18 protein-coding genes are annotated in these 22,430 nt (G+C 41.5%); 7 read left to right on the forward strand and 11 right to left on the reverse strand.

Features of this window, described 5'->3' with window-relative positions:
• Positions 1-216 precede the first annotated feature (216 nt).
• From FPK91_RS16215 to rfaD, 4 genes are all read left to right on the forward strand, one after another.
• Positions 217-1,584 carry an MFS transporter gene (locus tag FPK91_RS16215; RefSeq protein WP_144212383.1) on the forward strand — a complete coding sequence of 456 codons (1,368 nt, stop codon included), beginning with the start codon at positions 217-219 and terminating at the stop codon, positions 1,582-1,584.
• Between the two features lie 65 nt (positions 1,585-1,649).
• Complete coding sequence (locus FPK91_RS16220) at positions 1,650-2,384, forward strand: single-stranded DNA-binding protein (RefSeq protein ID WP_144212385.1); 735 nt, start codon at positions 1,650-1,652, stop codon at positions 2,382-2,384.
• A 298-nt stretch (positions 2,385-2,682) separates the two neighbouring features.
• On the forward strand, positions 2,683-3,699 hold the full coding sequence (locus tag FPK91_RS16225; RefSeq protein ID WP_144212387.1) for a glycosyltransferase family 9 protein: 1,017 nt from the start codon (positions 2,683-2,685) through the stop codon (positions 3,697-3,699).
• A gap of 64 nt (positions 3,700-3,763) precedes the next feature.
• Entirely contained in the window at positions 3,764-4,717 is a 954-nt protein-coding gene (gene rfaD, locus FPK91_RS16230) for an ADP-glyceromanno-heptose 6-epimerase (protein ID WP_144212389.1), read from the forward strand.
• Positions 4,718-4,860: 143 nt separating this feature from the next.
• Here the strand turns inward: rfaD and FPK91_RS16235 are convergent, their stop codons facing one another.
• The 7 genes from FPK91_RS16235 to FPK91_RS16265 all read right to left on the reverse strand — a co-directional run bounded on the left by FPK91_RS16235 (position 4,861) and on the right by FPK91_RS16265 (position 11,831).
• A complete protein-coding gene (locus FPK91_RS16235) occupies positions 4,861-5,268 on the reverse strand; it encodes a CBS domain-containing protein (RefSeq protein ID WP_144212391.1) in 408 nt (135 codons plus the stop codon).
• Complete coding sequence (locus FPK91_RS16240; RefSeq protein WP_144212393.1) at positions 5,265-5,615, reverse strand: P-II family nitrogen regulator; 351 nt, start codon at positions 5,613-5,615, stop codon at positions 5,265-5,267. Before FPK91_RS16240 ends, FPK91_RS16235 begins: the two co-directional genes overlap by 4 nt.
• Positions 5,616-5,618: 3 nt before the next feature.
• Positions 5,619-6,392, reverse strand: coding sequence for a DUF1538 domain-containing protein (locus FPK91_RS16245; RefSeq protein ID WP_144212395.1), 774 nt, complete (start codon positions 6,390-6,392; stop codon positions 5,619-5,621).
• 45 nt (positions 6,393-6,437) lie between these two features.
• The gene (locus FPK91_RS16250; protein ID WP_144212397.1) at positions 6,438-7,169 is read right to left on the reverse strand and encodes a DUF1538 domain-containing protein; all 732 of its coding nucleotides are present in this window, start codon (positions 7,167-7,169) and stop codon (positions 6,438-6,440) included.
• A 353-nt stretch (positions 7,170-7,522) separates the two neighbouring features.
• Positions 7,523-8,077 (reverse strand): DUF6702 family protein, encoded by a 555-nt coding sequence (locus FPK91_RS16255; RefSeq protein ID WP_144212399.1) that lies wholly within the window; start codon positions 8,075-8,077, stop codon positions 7,523-7,525.
• Positions 8,077-10,533 (reverse strand): M1 family metallopeptidase, encoded by a 2,457-nt coding sequence (locus FPK91_RS16260; protein ID WP_144212400.1) that lies wholly within the window; start codon positions 10,531-10,533, stop codon positions 8,077-8,079. Before FPK91_RS16260 ends, FPK91_RS16255 begins: the two co-directional genes overlap by 1 nt.
• Positions 10,534-11,078: 545 nt before the next feature.
• The gene (locus FPK91_RS16265) at positions 11,079-11,831 is read right to left on the reverse strand and encodes a substrate-binding periplasmic protein (RefSeq protein WP_144212402.1); all 753 of its coding nucleotides are present in this window, start codon (positions 11,829-11,831) and stop codon (positions 11,079-11,081) included.
• A 175-nt stretch (positions 11,832-12,006) separates the two neighbouring features.
• Here FPK91_RS16265 and FPK91_RS16270 point away from each other — a divergent pair, with 175 nt between their 5' ends.
• Positions 12,007-13,008: an NAD(P)H-quinone oxidoreductase gene (locus FPK91_RS16270; protein ID WP_144212404.1), complete on the forward strand. Its 1,002-nt coding sequence runs from the start codon at positions 12,007-12,009 to the stop codon at positions 13,006-13,008.
• 487 nt (positions 13,009-13,495) lie between these two features.
• Positions 13,496-13,939, forward strand: coding sequence for a hypothetical protein (locus FPK91_RS16275; RefSeq protein ID WP_144212406.1), 444 nt, complete (start codon positions 13,496-13,498; stop codon positions 13,937-13,939).
• Positions 13,940-14,140: 201 nt separating this feature from the next.
• Here FPK91_RS16275 and FPK91_RS16280 read toward each other — a convergent pair whose 3' ends face one another.
• The 4 genes from FPK91_RS16280 to FPK91_RS16295 all read right to left on the reverse strand — a co-directional run bounded on the left by FPK91_RS16280 (position 14,141) and on the right by FPK91_RS16295 (position 20,086).
• Entirely contained in the window at positions 14,141-15,244 is a 1,104-nt protein-coding gene (locus FPK91_RS16280) for an aldose epimerase family protein (RefSeq protein WP_144212408.1), read from the reverse strand.
• A 26-nt stretch (positions 15,245-15,270) separates the two neighbouring features.
• Positions 15,271-16,413 carry a galactokinase gene (gene galK, locus FPK91_RS16285; protein WP_144212410.1) on the reverse strand — a complete coding sequence of 381 codons (1,143 nt, stop codon included), beginning with the start codon at positions 16,411-16,413 and terminating at the stop codon, positions 15,271-15,273.
• Positions 16,414-16,676: 263 nt separating this feature from the next.
• Complete coding sequence (locus tag FPK91_RS16290) at positions 16,677-18,053, reverse strand: sigma-54-dependent transcriptional regulator (protein ID WP_144212412.1); 1,377 nt, start codon at positions 18,051-18,053, stop codon at positions 16,677-16,679.
• Positions 18,054-18,109: 56 nt separating this feature from the next.
• A complete protein-coding gene (locus FPK91_RS16295) occupies positions 18,110-20,086 on the reverse strand; it encodes an ATP-binding protein (RefSeq protein WP_144212414.1) in 1,977 nt (658 codons plus the stop codon).
• Between the two features lie 457 nt (positions 20,087-20,543).
• On the opposite strand from FPK91_RS16295, the gene FPK91_RS16300 reads away from it, so the two are divergent.
• Positions 20,544-22,331: a flavocytochrome c gene (locus FPK91_RS16300; protein ID WP_144212415.1), complete on the forward strand. Its 1,788-nt coding sequence runs from the start codon at positions 20,544-20,546 to the stop codon at positions 22,329-22,331.
• The last annotated feature ends 99 nt before the right edge of the window (positions 22,332-22,430 follow it).

Here is a 22,430-nt window from a genome sequence, read left to right on the forward strand (position 1 = left end):
GTGTTTCGTGATCTGTTCTCTGTGATATGAGCAGATGTCAAAAAGAATAAAATATTCTGCGATATGACACTCATTATAACCTGTTTGTTTAATCTCATTAACAAATACGATAAACAGTTGTGTATTGGTTCATTATTCCTTTTGAGCTAAATTAGGACGCTGTGATAATATGCGCAACTCGAATTTTTAAATAGATACACAATTAAGGGCAACTGAATGGCCAACAATGGACTATCCGGCATTGAGAAGAAAGTCGCTTTTTCGTTAGCCAGCGTGTTTGGTTTACGAATGATGGGCTTATTTATGATCATGCCCGTCTTCGCACTTTATGGCCAACATTTAGAAGGCTTCTCACCTTTATGGGTGGGGATTGCTATTGGCGCTTACGGACTAACTCAAGCTGTTTTACAAATCCCAATGGGAATGTTGTCAGATAAATACGGCCGTAAGCCCATTATTTTGGCTGGTTTGGTGGTCTTTGCTATTGGTAGCATTGTTGCTGCCATGTCGGATCATATTTATGGGGTGGTGTTGGGCCGAGCAATACAAGGGATGGGAGCGATTGCTGCTGCCGTGTTAGCGCTTGCCGCCGATTTAACTCGTGATGAACAGCGAACTAAGGTCATGGCTATTATTGGCATGTGTATTGGTTTTTCGTTTGCGTTGTCATTACTAGCAGGGCCAATTGTCGCTCAATATGCAGGTTTAGAAGGTTTGTTCTTCTTAACGGCTATTTTAGCCGTACTAGGCATGATTATCGTCCAGGTGTTGGTGCCGAATCCGGTGTCACAAGCACCTAAAGGCGATACGGTTGCAACGCCGACTAAGTTAAAGCGGATGTTAATGGATCCGCAACTGTTCAGGCTGGATGCGGGGATTTTTATCCTTCACTTAGTGCTTACAGCAGTGTTTGTGGCGTTGCCATTAGATTTAGTTGATGCAGGCTTAGTGAAAGAAAAGCATTGGATGTTGTATTTCCCTGCCTTTATTGGGGCGTTTTTCTTAATGGTACCGTTAATTATCATTGGTGTTAAACGTAACAACACTAAAACCATGTTCCAAATATCGTTAATGATCATGATGGTCGCATTAGCGGCAATGGGTATGTACGCAGATAACTTATGGGTATTGACTGCTGCTGTGGTGTTGTTTTTCACAGGCTTTAATTACCTTGAAGCTTCATTGCCAAGTCTTATTGCGAAGTTTTGTCCAGTGGGTGATAAAGGTTCAGCAATGGGCGTTTATTCAACCAGTCAATTCTTAGGTGCCTTTTGTGGCGGTATGTTGGGTGGCGGTGCTTACCAACTTGTTGGTGCTGCAGGGGTATTTTATGTGGCATTGGGATTAATGTTTATTTGGTTATTATTGACCATTGGCATGGAAAAACCAGTGCTATTAAAAAGCTATACCCTTGAAGCAAAAGCTAAAGATAGAGCCCATGCTAAAGACATGGCAACTCAGCTGTCACTGCTAGCCGGAGTAGCTGAAGCGATAGTGGTGATAGAAGAGAAAGCAGCATATTTGAAAGTTGATGATCAATTCGATTTGAGTGAAGCGCGAGCTGTGTTAGGCTCTGTCAATTAGATCATTTTGATCGCTTAGTTTTGTAATTTAGATTATATAATAGATAAAATCGCAGGAGATTTTCGATGGCCAGTCGTGGTGTAAATAAAGTAATTTTGGTTGGTAATTTAGGTAAAGATCCTGAAGTTCGTTACATGCCAAACGGTAATGCCGTAGCCAACTTTACTGTAGCTACAAGTGAGACTTGGAAAGACCAACAGGGTCAACAACAAGAGCGCACAGAATGGCACAATATCGTTATGTACCGTCGTTTAGCTGAAGTAGCTGGTGAATACCTGAAAAAAGGTTCTAAAGTTTACTTAGAAGGCAAATTGCAAACCAGTAAATGGCAAGACCAAACAACTGGCCAAGATCGCTATAAAACAGAAATTAATGCGATGGAAATGCAAATGCTTGATAGCCGCGGTCAAGGTGGTGGTCAACAAGGTGGCATGAACCAAGGCTACGGTAACGCTCCTCAACAGAGTGCTCCACAGCAAAATGCGCCTCAGCAAGCTCAAGGTGGTTACGGTCAGCAGCAACAAGCTCAAGGTGGTTTTCAACAACCAGCTCAAGCACAAAAGCCTGCTTACACGCCTAAGCCACAAGCGCCAGCAGCTCAACCTGCTCAGCAACAAGGTGGTTTTCAACAAGCACCTGCACAGCAACCAGCTCAAGGTGGTTATCAGCAAGCGGCACCTGCGCAGCAGCAAGGCGGTTTCCAACAACCCGCTCCTGCACAGCGTCCAGCGCCAACACCTCAAGCACAAAACACTACCCCTGATTTAGGCGGTGATTGGGATGATGATATCCCGTTCTAGGAAACGCTTGAGTAAGATGTTTTTATAGAAATGATTAAGGGCCTGTTTATACAGACCCTTTTTTTATGGGTGAAAAATTGTTAACTCATTGGTGAGGGTTTGTAATCTGCGAGTGTTGTGGACGGTAACTGAACTTATTGATTTCAGCATATTCATTAGGTTTCAGGATTTTGAGTAGTATGAAACGCTTAAAAGGTGTTTGCCTCGTGGAGTTAGTATAAAATAAGCTGATAATCTAAGAGGCTCCAGTGGTCAGCATAGAGTCTGTATTTTTTAAAGGTAAGTAAGGCCTTAATTGATGAAAAAAATTCTTTATATCCGTCATGACAAAATTGGTGATTTTACGACTAAATGGCCAGCGTTAAGTATGCTAAAACAAGCATTACCTGATGCGACTATTGACGTTTTTGTTGCTCCGGTGGTGAAGAGTTTTGCCCTTGCTTGCCCACATGTTGATAATGTGATTATTGATACCGGTGATGATGATGCTATTGCTGCCGAAATAAAGGCTCAAAACTATGATGCCGCGATTGTTTCGCTGTCTCAATATCGAGTGTATAAACTACTAAAAAATGCCAATATTCCCTATAAGTTAGTGCCAACATTGAATTGGTATCAGTACTTGTATAAACACCGCACCAATGCACAATACCAAAAAGGTATTTCGGTCTGGAAAAGTGGATGTAATGTTATTGAACATTTTCTTAAACATCACGGCTACGATATCCCTAAAGTGCAGCGACCTTTTTGGAATGTTATTGATAAAAAACAGCTGTGGCAGCAATACTATAATCAGCAAGGTCAGGAAAAATTAATTTTTGCTCACCCTGGAACTGGCGGCTCATCGGGTGGTCTACCCATTGGGAAATTTTCACAAATGTTGGCTGATATTGTCACTAAAACAGCGCATGATTGTCGGGTGGTTATTACTTACAGTGGTGACGAAAAAATTATTGCCCAAGAAATGCATACTTTGTTAGTTGATAAAGGCATTAATGTTGATATGGCCAAGCCGTTATCAAGTTTGAGTGAATTCGCAGAGTCATTGGTGGCTGCAGATATGTTTATAGCGGGTTCTACAGGGCCACTTCACCTTGCTGGCTTACATAATGTGCCAACTGTGGGCTTTTACGCAGGCAGACGCTCTGCACCCCATATACGTTGGCAGTCACTATCAGCAGATGATCGCCGTTTGGCATATACACCACCAGTGGGTAAACGTACTGGGCGTAATATGTCATTAATTGATTTTGATCGAGCAGCAACTGAAGTGGCTGACTTTTTAGATTCATTTTATGCTGCTGACTTAACATAAGTTTCGGCAGACTTGTAGATTTTTGCGTGGTGATCAATCACGCCACACGAATAGGATAAATTTTATGATAGTGGTTACTGGTGCAGCAGGCTTTATTGGAAGTAATTTAGTTAAAGAACTCAATAATATGGGACGTACAGATATTATTGCAGTTGACGATTTATCTGATGGCACGCAAATGTTCAATTTGGCTGATTGTGAAATTGCTGATTATCTTGATAAAGATGACTTCTTAGCACAAATCAAAGCTGGTGGTTTTAACGGTAAGTTAGAAGTTATATTCCACCAGGGTGCTTGTTCGTCTACTACTGAGTGGGATGGCAAGTTCATGATGCAGAATAACTATGAGTATTCAAAAGTATTACTGCATTATGCTCAAGCTAATGATGTGCAATATATTTATGCATCATCTGCTTCTGTTTATGGTGGCAGTGACACTTTCGTTGAAAAACGCGAAGTTGAAAAGCCGTTGAATGTTTACGCTTATTCGAAATTCTTGTTTGACCAATATGTTAGACAACAAGATACCAAAGCACAGGTAGCTGGCTTACGTTATTTCAATGTTTATGGTCCAAGAGAGCAGCATAAAGGTGGCATGGCCAGTGTCGCTTTTCATTTCAATAACCAAATTAAAGCCAATGGCGTTTGCCGCTTATTTGCTGGTGTTGATGGTTATGAAGATGGTCAACAATTACGTGATTTTGTGTTTGTTGAAGACGTGGTTAAAGTTAACTTATGGCTATGGCAGAACAAGTCGGTATCAGGCATTTTTAACTGTGGTACAGGCCAAGCGCAGAGCTTTAATGACGTAGCGAATGCCGTTGTTAAGTATCATGGCAAAGGTGATATTGAATATATTCCATTCCCTGATAAGTTGAAAGGTGCTTACCAGAGTTATACTCAAGCTGATTTAACTCATTTACGTTCAGTGGGATGTGACCATCAATTTAAGACGGTTGAACAAGCGGTCCCAGAGTACTTGAACTGGCTTAAAGATCAGCACTTTATTGGTCAGTAACGGTTATTGATTCAAAATTAATTGGGTATTAGTTTGATTGACTCGTTCAGTTATTCAAACATTAAAAGCCTTGATGCTGCTTTCTCTTGAAAGCGTCATCAAGGCTTTTTTGTGTCTTACTATCACTCAAGTGACTCCAGTGATTAAATCGCGTTTTTTACCATGCCTTTGATAACAATATCGTCATATGTGACAAAACCAATAATATTACCTTGTTCAATGACCGGGGCTTTATTGATTTGAAATTGATCAAATAAACGGGCTGTGTAACGGATATCCATATCTGGGCACACCGACATCACAGGTTTAATCATAATCTCATACACATTAACTCGTTCCGGCGACTTATCTGTAGCCAGTACTTTTCTGGCTATATCACTCAGCAGTAACATGCCATATTCATCATGTTCATGACGCTTGTTAACCACTAAAATGGACACGTTCTTAGATATGGCAATGGCAATGGCTTCGCTGATTGTCAGTAAACCATCAATCATGGCGTAATCGTTCATCAACACATCGCGGTTTTTGATTGGCGTTGTTGGTTTCATATTTGATCCTTTATATCGTCACTGAGTTTGGCTACTTGGTGGGCAACGCCTACCGCATCTTCAACATCAATTTGAATCGCAATGCCTTGACCAGGGTTAGTGTTAAAACCACCAACTTCACAAATCGTTTCAAGAATATGGCGACTCATATGCTCTTCCACTAACCACAAAATGACATCTCGCTGAACATCTAATCCTAATCCCATGAAGGTTTTTTTCTTTTTAAGTCCTTCACCGCGGGCATGATTAATCACAGTGGCTCCGGTGGCTCCGGCTTCTCTGGCTGCATCGAGTATGGCGTCGGTTGAGACGTCATCAACGAAAGCGATAATTAATTTAAATCGCATAATTTACTCCTTAGCTGATTTTTTGTGGTCTAGCCAGGCCACTATTTGGGCATAACTCATGACGGCAATGATTGGAAATAAGCTGGCAAAAGCAATTAAGCCAAAACCATCAATTAGTGGATTACGCCCCTCAACATTGGAGGCAAGCCCTAAGCCTAGTGCAGCCACAAGCGGCACAGTGACTGTAGAGGTAGTGACACCGCCAGAATCATAAGCTAAGGGAATAATAGATTTAGGTGCAAAGAATGTTTGTATCACTACTATCACGTAACCAGCCATGATGTAGTAGTGAATCGGGTCGCCAACGACAATACGAAAACAACCTAGAGAGATACCAAAGGCGACCCCGATAGCGACTGAAATTCTTAAACCTTGAATGCTAATGGTGCCACCGGAGACTTCGTTGGCTTTAATGGCCACAGCAATAAGTGAGGGTTCAGCAATAGTAGTGCTAAAGCCTATAGCGGCTGCAAATACATAGACCCATAAATAATCTTGCCAAATGTAGGGCCCTGCTGAGCCGTCAGGGTGCAAAATACTAGGGGTAGTGAGTTGGTTTGCGAGGTTTTCACCAATTGGAAACAAAGCAAGTTCTAAGCCTACGAGGAAAAAGCTTAAGCCTAAGATAACGTAAACAAAACCGAGCACTACTGTCTTCCAGTTAGCAATGGGGCGTTTAAGCACTCCCAGCTGAAAACCGAATAAAATAGTCGCGATAGGCACTACATCACGAATGGTTAATAATAAGGTATCAAACAGTTGGCTAATCCATTCCATAATGATTCCTTAATGAGGGCAACTTGTGACAAGGGTTTAGGATCATTACAACACCATCCCATATAGCAGCACGAAAATAACCGGGGTTAAACTGGCAAAGGCAATAAGCCCAAAGCCATCAAGCATCGGGTTTCGGCCTTTAATCACGGTTGCTAAACCTACGCCGAGTGCGGTTACTAATGGCACAGTAATGGTTGATGTAGTCACTCCGCCTGAATCGTAGGCAATACCAATAATATTTTCTGGGGCAAAACTGGTGAGGATCATGACGATACAATATCCACCAATAATGAGATAGTGAATCGGCCATCCTTTAACAATACGAATAACCCCAAGTAAAATGGCTAATCCGACTGAAACCGCTACGGTTAACCGCAATCCCATAGCATAGCTATCCATTGATTCTTCATTTGCAGCAATGGCGCCACCATCAGCGGCAACTTGGGCAGCCTCAGCGGCGACGGCTGTTAAGGCGGGTTCTGCGAGGGTGGTACCAAAGCCCAATGAAAAAGAAAATATGACTAACCAGAATGTGCTGCCTTTTCTTGCTAATGCTTGTGCTAAAGATTCTCCGATGGGGAATAATCCCATCTCTAATCCAAATACAAAAAAGGTTAAACCAAGGACAATAAAAAGCAGGCCAATGAGAATAGAAAATAGATTATCTGGGGCTTGCTGAAGGATAAAAATTTCAAAGAAGCTCACCACTACTATGATGGGGATCAGATCTTTGAAGCTGCCGAGCATAGATTGTAAGAGCTTAAGTAACCCTGTCATTCCGTCTCCCTTGGTCTTAAACGTTTAATATCAATAAGTGCTTTAAGGCCTTATTAATATTGCAGTTAACTATCCCTTTTCGATTCCATTACGAATAACTTTGCATTCGCTTTATGATTTCAGTTTGCCTATTTATTAACGCAAGGCAACATAAAGTTAACAAAGGTTGCGATATATATGAGCTAGATCAAATAGTATTGATTTAGGTGTAGTAGGACGGACGTTATTTTATGCTCGGTGAGCTAATAAGTTGAGATAGTAGATAGATTTAGCGAGATATAAACAAAAAAAGAGGCTCTTAAAGAGCCTCTTTTAAATGATGTTCAAGGTGATGTGTTCATCACTAAAATTGTCTAATTCAACGCTTCAGTTAATGGCAAGTATTGCCATGCATCACCGGCACTTAATCGTAAGGATTTGACCTCTTTTTCACGCTCTACATTGATGTAGTTAAGCTGGCTTGGCCATAATTCTTGCAAGCTCTCCATCTTAATGTAAAAGCCTGCCAGTCGGTCACTGCTTGAATCTTTAACTTCAATTGACCTAGGTAATTGAGTTTCTTGATACACCCACAGGTATTTACCTTCGACTTCTGTGCCAACATATTCAAGCGGTAGCAGTTGTTGATTGTTGTCAGCAATCTTAAAGTTGCCCATGACGTAATAAGCAAAGGCTTCTCTGCTCACCGGATCTTTATTCAAGTCAGCGTGACTATCGAGTATGCGCTTAGCAGCATGTTCAGCATCGTGCAGATAGAATCGATGCTGAATTTCTAAATTGCCACTACGTGCATTAAATAACACATTACTGTAACTCTCTTTTTGTTGGTGAGCAGAAGCATTAAAATTAAATACCAACAAGCCAGCCAGTGCGGTTATCCATAATAGTGTAGTCATAGACCAAGACATTATTTTTTGTATTCCTTAGCTTCAGGTTCTTTCACTTCAGTGTTGATATCATGCATCACATCACGGCGATGCTTACCTTTACGTTTTTCACTCTTATAGGCTTCAATACGTGAAGGAATAATCTGGCGTGGATAATGGTTATTTTCAATATCGACATCAGCAGTTTCCCAGCTTGGGTCAATCTCTACCGCCACTAATTGCTTAGATTTATCCGTGACAACCAATTTACTGACAGCTTTAGGTGAACGTCGCCAAATTTCAGCAGGTAGCGTTAGGCTTTCTTTGCTACCATCGGCAAATGACAGCTCTAATAGAATAGGCATCACTAAGCCACCAATATTAGAGAAGTTCATCACGTAATAATTTTTATCTTCCGCTAAAGCGCGATCTAAGGCCTTTTGTTCCCAAGGCTTTAAGCCAACAAGCATTTTCTGATACTTATTTCGCTCTTTATTGGTCACAGTGAAGCGGTCGTTCTCATCATGAAAATCAGCTAAGTCTGGGTTTAAATCAACCCATGATTTCATATTTGCTTGTTGGTTTTGTTGAATAAATAATGATGTTGGCTTATCAGCCTCTTCTTGACGTAAGCGATCAAAATCAATATCAGGATTTTTAGTGTCTAAACGCAATTTATAGACTTTATCAATGGCAATATCCACATGGTCAGTGGTGTAAAACCAGCCGCGGAAAAACCAATCTAAGTCAACACCAGACGCTTCTTCCATGGTGCGGAAAAAGTCATAAGGAGTTGGGCGTTTATTCTCCCAGCGACGGGAATATTCTTGAAAAGCAAAATCAAATAGTTCACGTCCTAATACCACCTCGCGTAAAATATTTAATGCCGCAGCAGGCTTGGTATAAGCATTTGGTCCATATTTAAGCACGCTATCAGACTGCGTCATAATCGGTACTTGAACATTGGACTTCATGTATTCAATGATGTCGCTTGGTTCGCGACCCCAAGCTAAATCAGGATCCCATTCTTTACTGGCAACACCGTCTAAGAAGCTGTTTAAGCCTTCATCCATCCAAGCCCATTGACGTTCATCAGAGTTAACAATCATCGGGAAGTAGTTATGGCCTACTTCATGGATGACCACCCCAATTAAGAATTGTTTCTCAGAAAGTGTATATGAACGGCTCCCATCATCATGCCAAATAGTACGGGGACCATTGAAACTGATCATAGGGTATTCCATACCGCCAACAGGTCCATTTACACTGATGGCATTGGGATACGGGTAATCAAAGGTGAAGCGTGAATAAACTTCCATGGTATGGATGACAGATTCCGTTGAATACTTCTCCCATAGTTCACCACCTTCTTTAGGGTAAAACGACATTGCCATCACTTCTGGCATAGTGTCGCCACCTTGCTGATAACCTTTAGCATCCCAGATAAATTTACGTGAAGAAGCCCATGCAAAATCACGGACATTTTTGGCTTTAAAATGCCACGTCTTTTGACCAGACTGCGTGCTTGACTCATTTTTTAATGCTTCATCAGCTGAAACCACAAAGACAGGGCGTTTTGCATTTTTTGCTTTATTGAGGCGCTGACGCTGGGTTTTAGTCAGCACTTTTTTAGGGTTTTGTAATACACCCGTCGCTGTCACGATATGATCCGCTGGTACGGTCATTTCAACGTCATAGTTACCAAATTCGAGGGTGAACTCACCGCGACCTAAGAACTCTTTATTGTGCCAAGCTTCGTAATCAGAATATGACGATACTCTTGGGAACCACTGAGCCAGTAAGAATATATCATTACCGCCTTTACGCTTATCATCAGGGAAATGCTCATAACCTGAACGTGCGCCAACCGCATCTTCTTCAAGGATATTAAACGCAAATTTAAGACTGATTTTGGTGCTGTCATCTGGCTGTAATGGCTCAGGTAAATCGACTCGCATTTGCGCGCCATTAATCACATAGTGCAGCTCATTCCCACGGGAGTCAGTAATGGCCGATAACGTATAGCCAAGTTCGACATCATCCATAAATTGTTGACGGCGTAAGGTGTTTAAATTGATTTTAGCTGGCGCTTTATCTTGTGCTTTAGCTGTGGCCGTTTTGTTATGCCCTAAACCTGAAAAGCTACTGCTTCTTTCGGCAATAGAGTCTGATTTAAAACGATTTTGCTCTAGTTGCAGCCATAGGTATTTTAAGGTGTAAGGCGAGTTATTGTGATAAGTAATCGTCTCTTCGCCTTCAAGGCGACGAGATTTTTCATCGAGCTCAACCCGAATCTTATAGTCAACTTGCTGTTGCCAATAATCTTTACCCGGCTCACCAGCAGCGTTGCGGTAATCATTCGGTGTAGGGTGGCTTTCTTCTAATTGGCGAAATTTATCTTGAAAATCGCCTTTGGTTTGCTCGATAGGTGATGCGCTTACTAATGGTAAACACAATAAACCTAACACTAGCGCGATAGATTGAGGATAAAACGTCATGCTAACTCCGTGTGGTCTTTAGGTGCCACATTCTTATATCGATGAGTGACTCGTAAAAATGATCCATTTTATTGAGGTTCTATTCTTTAGATTCATTAAGTCTTTAGATTCAAATAAGTGAACCAGTGTGATGCTCGGCTTCACTTCTTATGTTTGTGCTTTGTAAAAGCTAAAAGCAATAATACACTTAGAGTTAACAAAAGTATTAAAAGATACATTTTGTAACGTAATAAATATGAAAGATGGATTAATTCTAGTTACATCAGCGTTAACTAATTTTAAAACAGGCTGTGGAGGTGATTAATTGGGAATAAAAGACTTTATAAACAGAGGTTAATAATTTTATATTACTATTATTGTGGCTAAAGAGGCTTTAGCGATAAAACTCGGTAGTTTATTAAGTTTGGTGATGCTATTAGGCTTAGTAACACAGAGTTAACTGCAAGGTAGGTTATTTATCACTCACTGTATTTTAGCCGTACTCTTACCAAGAACGACTATCAAGAACGCTTATCAAAAACCGTTATCAGTGGATTTGGGGTTTACTATTGGCTTAATGGCGGTACATTATCGATGTTTTCAACTTGATATTTATCTAGGATTTGTTGAAACTCTCCAGAATTCTTCAATTTTTCAATACCTTGTGAATAAAGCTTCGCTACCTCAATTGAGCCCTGACTAAAGCCGACGTAAAGTGGACTTGGTTCACCAAATGAGCCAGCATATTTCACTTTATCCATCAAACCTGATTGTTTCGCTGTGTATTGAATAACCACTTTATTACCGAGTACGACATCAAAGCGGCCTTTGACTAAGCGTTCTAAATTGAGCAATAGTGGCTGATTACCGGTTGCGGCATAAAAGTCTGTGGAGTGGGCGATTTTATCATTAAGTTTCTCACCGTAGTCGTAGCCTTGAATAATGCCGACTTGTACAGTATCAATGTTGTTTAGCTGGTTAAATGACCAAGTTGATTCTGCGGTGGTATAAAAATCGTTGCTGGTATAGCCAATGATTAAGTTGTCGGTAAATAGCTTATATTGCGCTACATGGGTGGGCGTTATCGCTAATATGGCATCAATATTACCCTGTTCAACTTCTTTTAAGGCGCGGTTAAAGGGTACGGCTAAAAAGTGAACCTGCTGATCCATTTCTTCTAATGCACGTCTGGTGAGTTCTGTTACGTAGCCAGTATGTCCTTCACAAATATAAGGACACCAGATGTCTGATGCGATAAGCACCGGCTTGGCAAATGCAGTTGAAGAAAACATTAACAATAAAGATAGAAAATATTTCACAGTAGATATAGCCTCTATGGAATCTGCTTTGACTTAGGTCATAACTGTTGGCTTAGTATCGCCATAGCTATATTGATCAATATAATAACCTAAAAAAACCGTTTGAAAGAGTAAACTTATCGTTTTCTGGCTTATGGCTCTTTTTATCACTCACTCGCGTTTATGGATGGAACAAATGACGACGAATCAAATCATGCATGTTCACTACAATCATACCGGCAGCGCCGATGTGATGAACTTCAGTTATTCATCTCTTCCTGCCTTGGAAGCGGGGCAAGTGATCATAAAAGTACATGCCGCTGGCGTGAATGGCCCTGATATTAAGCAGCGTGAAGGTGCGTATCCGCCACCTAAAGGCGCAAGCCCAGTATTAGGCTTAGAAGTGGCGGGAGAAATTATTGCTATGGCTGCAGACGTATCGTGTTGGCAGTTAGGCGATAATGTTTGTGCTTTAGTCCCTGGTGGGGGTTATGCCGAACAAGTGATTACCGATGCTTCACATTGTCTACCAATCCCTCAAGGTTATAGCTTTACTCAAGCAGCGGCATTACCTGAAACCTGTTTTACTGTTTGGGGTAATTTAGTTAATCGCGCAAAACTAACTGCTGGTGAAACTGTGCTTATTCATGGTGGTTCGGGTGGCATTGGCACAACAGCGATACAAATTGCTAAAGGCCTTGGTGCAGAAGTTTACGCGACCTCAGGAAGTGACGATAAGTGCCAATATTGTGTGGCGCAAGGGGCTAAGTTAGCGGTTAATTATCAGCAAGCTGATTTTGTTGATCCTATTCTGGAAGCAACCCAAGGCAAAGGCGTCAATGTTGTACTCGATATTGCGGGTGGCGATTTTATTAATCGCAATTTACAAGTACTCGCATTAGAAGGTCGCATGGTATCCGTTGCTATGCAGCGCGGTATGAAAGCAGAAGTCGATATTTTTAGGATTATGGCTAAGCGTATTCAATGGACTGGCTCAACGTTAAGACCACAAAGCGTAGCAGCCAAAGCTGAAATCGCCGCAGGGTTGCTGGAAACGGTATGGCCGTTACTGGAATCGAAACAGGTGAAAATTCATGTGGATAAAGTGTTCCCATTTAGCCAAGTGGTTGAAGCGCATCGGTATATGGAATCGGGTAAGCATCGAGGCAAAATTATTCTGCAATTGATTGATTGTTAGATTTAGAGATTTAGAGATTGAGTGATTGAGTGATTTATATTTTCAGATATTCAGTGATTGAGCAATACTTGCAGTGTTGTAGCAACAATCTAGTTTAAAAAGCAACGATATCTTGCTTGCCTCAGCTGAAGGGTAAGCAAGAATTGCGCTAACTAGAGTACGTAAATTCAAAAAGACTTTTCGGTTAACATCGGCTTGAAGCTTGTCATTTTTGAACTAGATTTGAGTTTATTGATAGTGAGTCAAAACTGAGAGATGTTGGGATGATGAGTACTATTTTTTGTCGCTGATTTAAGCTTAGATTGTTAAGACGTTAACGGGATCAAAAAATATAAAAAAGTTCATCAAACATGTATTGATTTTTGTATCGGTTTTTGATTAATTATCTCTAATAATTCTGCGCTCAACGCGAGGGTTATTTAATCATCTGTGTGCTGATAATTAGCACATTTTTTAGGTATGTGTTGATTTAAGGGCATTAGCATATATGTATAATACAGCAAAGAAACAAGTATGGTTTGGTGAGCTTCGTACTACACGAGGCACCTCAATTGTCATTCATGACAACCAATTACCCGATGCATCTCCAGGTCGAATTTATCTATATAATGTGAGCCGAAATACCATTGGCGAATACGTGGAAGATATCGTTAAAGCTAACTTACATGAGCTGACGACTGATCAAGTTAAAACCTCAAAAGCTGAACATGAAGCGGCGTGGATAGCTGCAAGAGCCGAGTTCCTCGCTAAACATCAAGCGCATATGGAGTTATCTTCAGTACCAGACTCAGCTCCGCCTTCTAAAAGTAAAAAATCAGAACCCATTGATAAAGGTCTTGATGAGGTTGTTGATGTTGATGATAACGATATGGAGTTTGAAGACGCTGATACAGGTTTTAATGCCACAATGGATGACGATGAGAGTGAATGATTGAGAAAGTAGATGATGTTGAATGAGCGTAAACGATAGCCACGGCTAAGTTCTTTATCAGTCATTTACTTTAATCTAGTCTTTTACAAACAAAAACTGGAGGCTGATAGTTAATCATCGCTCCAGTTTTTTGTGCATAGTTCAGTTGTAAATTCGGTTGTAAGTTCAGTTGTAAGCAGTGTTAATACTTAGCGCTACCGCTTACATAATCCCAAACTCATAACGACTGTTATGGCGGTAGGTTTCGCCAGGTTCAATCCATGGTTTACCTGGTAAATCAGCTTGGTTTGGTGAGTCAGGAAGCATTTGCGGCTCGATACAGACTGCTTGATGAGGCTTATATATCCGCCCATCATAACCTTTTGCGCCATCAAGGAAGTTTGCGCCATACACCTGCACACCGGGTTGATTGGTGTATATGGTCATGGTTCGACCTGATTTCGGGCTAGATAAGCAACCAAAGCGAATCATGTTTTTTGTACTAGCATCTGTACTAGTATCTGTACCAACACCAACACCAACACCAACACCAACACCAGCATCAATATTTGAATTAGTTAACACATAGCAATGATCAAAACCATTGGTTGCAGCCAGCTGTGATCTTTGGGTCTGTACCGATAACTTAGTGGCTTCGGCTAAATCTAAATCACTGCCTGTAGTGGTTTTAATGGTAGTTGGCACGCCGACATCATTCATGGTGAGATACTGCTTAGCATCAACTTGAATGAGATGTTCACTATTACTTAAACTCGTGCAGCCTTCTAAATTAAAGTAGCTGTGCTGAGTGAGACTAATCGGGCAGGCTTTATCCACTTTGGCGCACATTTCAATAATAAGGTTATTATCATCAAGGCGGTAATCCAGTTGCACAGTGCACTTACCAGGAAAACCCATATCGCCATCTGGGCTTTCAAGGGTTAATCTTACGCCGTCTTCAAGCGAACTCATATGCCAATGCTTTAAATGAAAACCTTCCGCGCCACCGTGTAAACAGTTAGTCGCTTGGTTTACATCAAGTTGGTATTGAGTGCCTTTATAATTCAGCGACCCATTAGCAATACGATTAGAATAACGTCCAGCAATAGCGCCTAAATAGCCTTGTTGTTCTAGGTAATCTGCAACGTTATCACAGCCTAAAACGATGTTTTCACGCTTACCTTGGTTATCTTCAGTCCACAGTGAGTGAATAATTCCACCCAGACTTAACACTTCAATAGCGACCTTGCCATTGTCAACGCGAATCCGTTCAACCGATCCTCCACGAGGATCTATCCATGGTTCAAGTGTGGTGATCTGTAACATTTAAGCCTCTAAAGCGATTCGATTAATTATTCGATTCTACCTGCGCCGCCGCTGGCAGAGCATAAATAGATAATGGGTTCTAACGATGTTTGTTGTGGGTATTCTTGCTCAACGGCATTAACCACACTGTCAGTGAGCTCATGATCGATCAATGCGATAACGCAACCATCACTCATTCTTACGCCACCTTTAGTGCCGATAACATCTTTGATGATCCTAACTAAGGTATCAATTTCAGGGGTGGTAATTTCAAAGTCATCACGCATGGATTGTTGCGATTGTGCCATTAATTGGCTAAAACGAATAATGTCATTTTGCTCTAATGCCCGCGCCGCACTGACAGTGCGCTGGTTTTCGCTCAAAACGTGTTTTGCGCGTTGAAATAACTCATCACCCAGTGTTGCTTTTGCTTTATTAAGCTGGGCTAAACTGACTTCTCGTAAAGACTCAACCCCCAGCAATTCATTGATTTCTTCACATTGCATCTTACGGGCGTCGAAGCATTCAATTAAGCTTTGGCGATCGATATTGGGATCAATAATCACCAGGCTCAAACTTTCAGGGATCGCCACCGGCTCACTGTCTAATTCTAAACAGTCGATCAGTAAAGCATGATCGGCCTCAGCTAAAGCGCTAATAGTTTGATCCATCATGCCAGATTCAGATTTGATGAACCTATGCTCACCGCGCTGGGCTATTTGGGCAATGGCTAGTGGTGACAAGTGTAATTGGCTTGCATAGCTAATAGCGGTGCCAAAGGCAACTTCAAGGGCTGCAGACGATGACATGCCTGCACCTAATGGCACATTGCCAACAATGGCTAAATCAAGACCTTTTGCTTTCAGTCCTGATTGAAACATTGATGCTGTAAATCCTTTTAAATACTTACCCCAACTGCTTTTATCTTCAGTTGAACTTTCTTCCCCAAAGCGCCATTGTTCAATTTGACCCGGAAAGGCATCAGTAACGGCTCTAAAAGTATTATCACTGCGATGTTTAACAGCAATAACGGTGTGAAAGTTAATGGCAGCGGGTAAAACGAATCCTTCGTTATAATCTGTGTGTTCGCCAATTATATTGACGCGACCTGGTGCTTGATACAGATCGTCAGCCGTCGTTCCAAATGTTTGTACAAACAACTTCATGGCTTGTTGAGCAGGGTTAGACATACAGTTACAGTTCCAAAGAATGCCGAAAAACGAAGTTAACTAAATTGTGTGAATGTAATTACTTTGAGCGTGATTATGTGATTTATATCACGACTTGCTATTGGCTGTAACTAGCGAAGACTATTTTGATACGATTTGAGGCATTAGATGAGGTTTTTTTGATTAAATTCATATTCCTTGCTGATTTTTATACCTCAAAGGATATATGAATCAGCAATTAATTTTTTAGACTGTTTTAAAATTCGAACAATATTAGCATGTCATTATTCATCTTTTTTAGTGATGCGTCTGCTCAGTGCTGATTGGCTTATGCCTAACATTTGCGCTGCCGCAGTTTGGTTATTAGCGGTTCGATTCATCGCTTCATTAATTAAGGCTTGGCTCATATCGGCCAGTGTTGGCAGTTGCTGCGGGAAAATAATGCCGTTTTGGCTAAATTCTGACGGCGTTTTATGTTCATTTATCGCCTCCATAAAAGGCGATATATTGAGCTGAATACCGTCGCTACGAGTGACAGCATCAAATACCATCCCTTTCAGCTCATGCAAATTACCCGGAAAATCATAGTCATTTAACTGCTGGGCAAGATTTGAAGGGCACAGTGGAACAGGTAGATTCATTTCGTCTGCCGCAAGGGCGATAAAATGATTAATCAACATGCCAAAGTCCAATTTACGCTGACGCAGTGGCGGTAAATTAATTTTGTGCGCCCGCAAGCGATACAGTAATTCACGTCTAAACTTGCCCTGTTGGCTGAGTTTAAGTAAATCCTCTTCGGTTGAAGCGACAATGCGACAATTGACTGGGTATGGTCGGTCGCTGCCAACGGGATAATATTGTTTATGCTGCAATATATCTAACAGTTTAGCTTGTGATGCCAAAGGTAAATCAGCCACTTCATTGAGATACAATAAACCATTACCGACTTGGTGCAGGGCACCCGCTTGGGATTTACCAGGTTCAAGACTCAGTAAACCAAATAGCTGCAGTTCAAAAGCATTCTCGCTAATACCTGCAAGATTGATACTGATAAAAGCAGCATCAGGACAGCATAATTGATGACAACTTTTAGCAAATTCCGTTTTACCGGTACCGCTTTCACCCAGCAATAGTATCGGTTCTGGACTGAAAGCTATGGCTTCGAGATAACGAAATTGATCTAATAGGTTAGGCTCGCAAGTGAGAATATTATTAAACGCATTGGGCTGAGTGAGCGTTTTACTCAAAAAGCTTTCTTTAATGCGTTGATAATTACGCTCAAGCCCCACAACCTCAAGTGCTTGCCTAACGGTTAAGGCTAAATCTGCGACGTCATCTGTTTTAATGAAGTAGTTATAAGCGCCATGCTTAATGCAGCGCACTGCGGTGTCGACTTCATTAACACCAGTGACAATAATCACCCGTGTATTGGGAAAGTCTTTACGAATTAATTCCAGTAAGTCTTCACCGGAATGAAATGGCATGGTTAAGTCTAACAGCACCAAGGCGTAATCGGTTCCCTCCAAGCGGTTCATCACTTGGCGGCTATCAACACAGGAATCGATAACGGCTTCAGGGACTAATCGATTAAGGGTTACCGATAAGGTTCTAAGCCAAGATGCTTCATCATCCACTAATAAAATATTGCGCGCTAACTTCACTGTCCACTCTCCGCTGAGTTTGATCTCTCAATACTTGTTTCTAATGTCATTTCTTTTTAGCTCTTATTTAGCTCTTCATTTAGCAGGCTAAACATCAATACAAACTGGCTACCTTGATTCAGGGTCGAGCTAATTTTCATCTCACCATGATGTTCTTTCAAAATTCGACTACACACAGATAAGCCTAAACCGCTGCCACCATGGGATCGTCTGGTGGTAAAAAAGGGTTCAGTTATGCGTTTTAAGGTGGCGCTATCCATGCCGCTACCGTTATCAGAGATGCTGATGTAAGCGGCTTTTTTATCTGAATACGTGCTGATTGTAATGATGCCACTGCCAGATTCAGTCGCATGACAGGCGTTTTGAATCAGGTTTATCATCACTTGATGCAGCTGCTGGGCGTCACCATTGATAATGGGGTTAGGCTCTGCCAGTGATAACTCAACTTGAAAACGCTTTAATTGATTTGATGTTAATCGCAAGGCAACGTTTACCACCTCATTAAGATTGGTCGCTTGATGGTGGCTTGATAAATGTGGCAATGCATAGCGTTTTAAGTCATTCACAATTCTTGAAATCCTTTTAGCGCTTTCCTCAATCACTTCAGTGCTGTGCACCATTTCTGTTACCGCTATTTTAGGTTCTAGCCCCGCGATTAACCAAAATGGATTCTGTTGTTGGTAGTACTCTGCTGCGGGTTGTAAATCTTTCATCGCTTCAGCAAACAAGGCAATTGAGTGGATGATAATTCCGGTCGGATTATTGATTTCATGGGCAATACCGGCAGATAGTTCGCCTAATGAGGCTAAGCGGCTGGCTTCATCATTAGCGCGGCGCAGGTGTTGTTGCTCGGTGTTTTCTTCCAGTATCACCACTGCTTGGTTGTCAGCGATGGGGTGAATTTGTACTTGCCAGTATTGGGCTAAATAGCCCATATCCGCCGTTATTGATTTTTGTTCTTGTATGACGGCTAATACCCGCTCTGACAAGATAAATTCAGCGCCATCAAGTGACTTAAACTGGCTGTTAGTTAGTAGCTGATTGTTATCATTACTCCACAAACACTGCATATTATTGTCATAAATTGTCATGCCGTGGGGGATCCCGTCGAGTACCGCCTGAAACTGTTGCGACAGTAGCGAAATCTTTTTCTCAGCTTCTTTACGTTGTTGTAATTCAAGCACTAACGCTTCAGAGCGATATTTTAAATTACGACTGACTGAGAAGGTATAGAGCATACCTATAGCGGAGATAATGGAGATGATAATCGACAGCAACAGCATTTTTTGTTGGGTGCTGGTGATATCGACTTTTTCACGGCCCATGCCAAACCACTTATTCACTAAGCGATCGTATTCACCCGAGATTTTTAATTGTCTTAAAGCGTCGTTTATCTGTCTGAGCAGTTCAGCATTTTTAGGGTTGCTGACAAAGGTGAATGCACCAAAAATCAGTGCATCACTGGCGCTACGAACAGAAGGGTATTTGGGTTGTAATCGGCGAGCGACAAAATTTTCAGCCAGCACGACATCCACTTCACCACTGATGAGCATTTGAAAACCCGTTTCATATAAATCGACTTTTACCTGAGTAAAGTCCTGTGGTTGTCCAGCTAAAAACACATCAACAAAAGCTTCATTCTTGATTGCTATGCGCTTGCCCGCCAAATCAGACCAATTATCAATAAAGTCTTTGCCTTGCAGGGTATAGGCTTTAGCGTGGGTGGCATAAATGGGGTCAGATTGAGTCAGTCTTCGGCGTACATTGGTTGGGCTGACAACGGCAATGACATCAATGTCACTGTCTGGTAGATGGATATCGGTCAGTAATTGCTGAAAGGTTTTACGCCTAACGACGATGTCTTTGTCTAATAACAGACCTATTTGGCCAATCAGTTCCACATGAAAACCTTGATCAACACCATTATCACGCCACTCTAATGGCGCCGTCGTTGAGTGAACACCAAATACGATGGTGTCTTTTGCTATTAACGGAAAGCTGAGTAATAACAGCATGAATAAAAGTAATTTCATTAACTTCAAATCAGTTTTCTATGTTGAGGCGTGAATAGTCAGTGCGATTGATCGCTGCATAAAGTATAGGAACTTTAGCAAATGATAATTTTGTTAACTGTGGCATTGAGCGTAGTTATGAGATAAAAATTTGAAAAAATCAGCATTTTTAACCGTAAGGATGTGAATTTTAACAAACTGATACAGGCATAAATGAATGTGATCATACTCACCTAGCGCTATGCAAAAACGCATAGTGCTAAGCTAATCCATGCACTTTTGCATAGCTTTAAAATTCAGATGTGATCAGCCTGTAAGTTTGCCAATCTCGTACCAATGTTTGATTGCGAAGAGGCGGGTTTAGCGCCAAAATTTTAATAAATCAGGTTCAGTAGCAATGTGATGTTCAGAGTAATAATAACCCTTTGAGCATCAACAAATAGGCGAATTAGCGCAATTGCTATTTTAAGGAGTTATCATGAAACTAACACGATGCGCAGCGGTACTCGCTGTATTACTCGGTTCTGCAGGTTTAGCGGGTGGCGCAATTGCCGCTGACAATTTGGCTGATTTTCACTCTGAAAATCAAGAATGTGAAAGCTGTCACTTACCTAGTGGTGAGCTATCAAATGACAATCTAACCTTTGAGAATGAGCAATGTGTTGCTTGTCATGGCACCTTAGCTGAAGTCGCTGAAAGTAATACCCGTGAAAATTACAATGCTCATGAATCTCACTTTCCTGGTGATGTAGCATGTACCTCATGTCATAGCGGTCACGAAAAATCAGTGGTTTATTGTGACTCTTGCCATAGTTTCGATTTTGATATGCCATTTGGTAGCAAATGGGAACGTTACGAACCATCGATTGCTGAATTGGCTAAAGACAGCGCTGATCGCAAAGCGGCCTTAGCTGCAGCACCAAGTGACACAGTGAATGTTGTGGTTGTTGGTTCTGGTGGTGCAGGTTTTTCTGCTGCCGTTGCTGCCCATGATAAAGGTGCAAAAGTCATCTTAATTGAAAAAGAGCCAGTGATTGGTGGTAACGCTAAACTCGCTGCTGGTGGCATGAACGCCGCTTGGACAGACCAACAAAAAAGTAAAGATATTAAAGACAGCGTTGAGCTGATGTATAAAGACACCATGAAAGGCGGCCGCGACTTAAACGTACCTGCTTTGGTTGAAGTATTAACTTCAAACTCTAAAGGCTCAGTTGATTGGATGACCAATATGGGCGCGGATTTAAGTGACGTTGGCCGAATGGGTGGTGCATCAGTTAACCGTTCACATCGTCCATCAGGCGGAGCAGGTGTTGGCGCACATGTGATTCAAGTACTTTATGATAATGCCATTAAGCGCGATATCGATATGCGGATGAACACCCGTGGTGTTGAAGTATTAAAAGACGACTCAGGTAAAGTAAAAGGCTTATTGGTTAAAGGTCAATATAGCGGTTACTACTGGATGAAAGCGGATGCTGTGGTTATGGCTACCGGTGGCTTTGGTCGTAACAATAAACGTGTATCAGAGTACGATCCTAAGCTTAAAGGCTTTATCTCAACTAACCAACCTGGCGCAACCGGTGACGGACTTGATGTAGCGGGTAATGCTGGTGCAGGTATGACCGATGTTAAATACATCCAAGCGCATCCAACCTTGTCAGTTAAAGGTGGCGTGATGGTGACTGAAGCGGTACGTGGTAACGGCGCAATCTTAGTGAACAAAGAAGGTAAACGCTTCGTCAATGAAATCACCACTCGTGATAAAGCGGCTGCAGCGATTCTGAATCAAACGGGTAAAGTGGCTTACTTAATCTTTGATGATTCAGTACGTAAATCACTGAGTAAAATTGATAAGTACATCAAACTCGGTGTAGTGCCATCTGCTGATTCGCTTGAGAAATTAGGCAAGTTAGAAGGTATTGATGGTAAAGCGTTAACAGCGACAATTGCTCAGTACAACAAACTAGTTGCTGCGGGTAAAGATACTGACTTTGAACGTGCTAACTTACCACGTGCACTTAACGAAGGTAACTACTACGCTATTGAAGTGACACCAGGTGTTCACCACACCATGGGCGGAGTATCAATTGATGCGAAAGCAGAAATACTCACAGAAGATAAGAAAGTCATTCCAGGCCTATATGGCGCAGGTGAAGTGACTGGTGGTGTTCATGGTGCTAACCGCTTAGGTGGTAATGCAATCTCAGACATCATTACCTTCGGTAGATTAGCAGGCGAACAAGCTGCAGCTTATTCTAAGAAGTAAGAGTAAGAAGTAAGAAGTAACGAATAAATAGCAGTTATTCACTGTTGTTCATCGACATAGTTAATAATAAAAAGTGAGCCTGATGGCTCACTTTTTTTA

The organism is Shewanella donghaensis (assembly GCF_007567505.1).
In the GTDB taxonomy this organism is placed as follows: domain Bacteria; phylum Pseudomonadota; class Gammaproteobacteria; order Enterobacterales; family Shewanellaceae; genus Shewanella; species Shewanella donghaensis.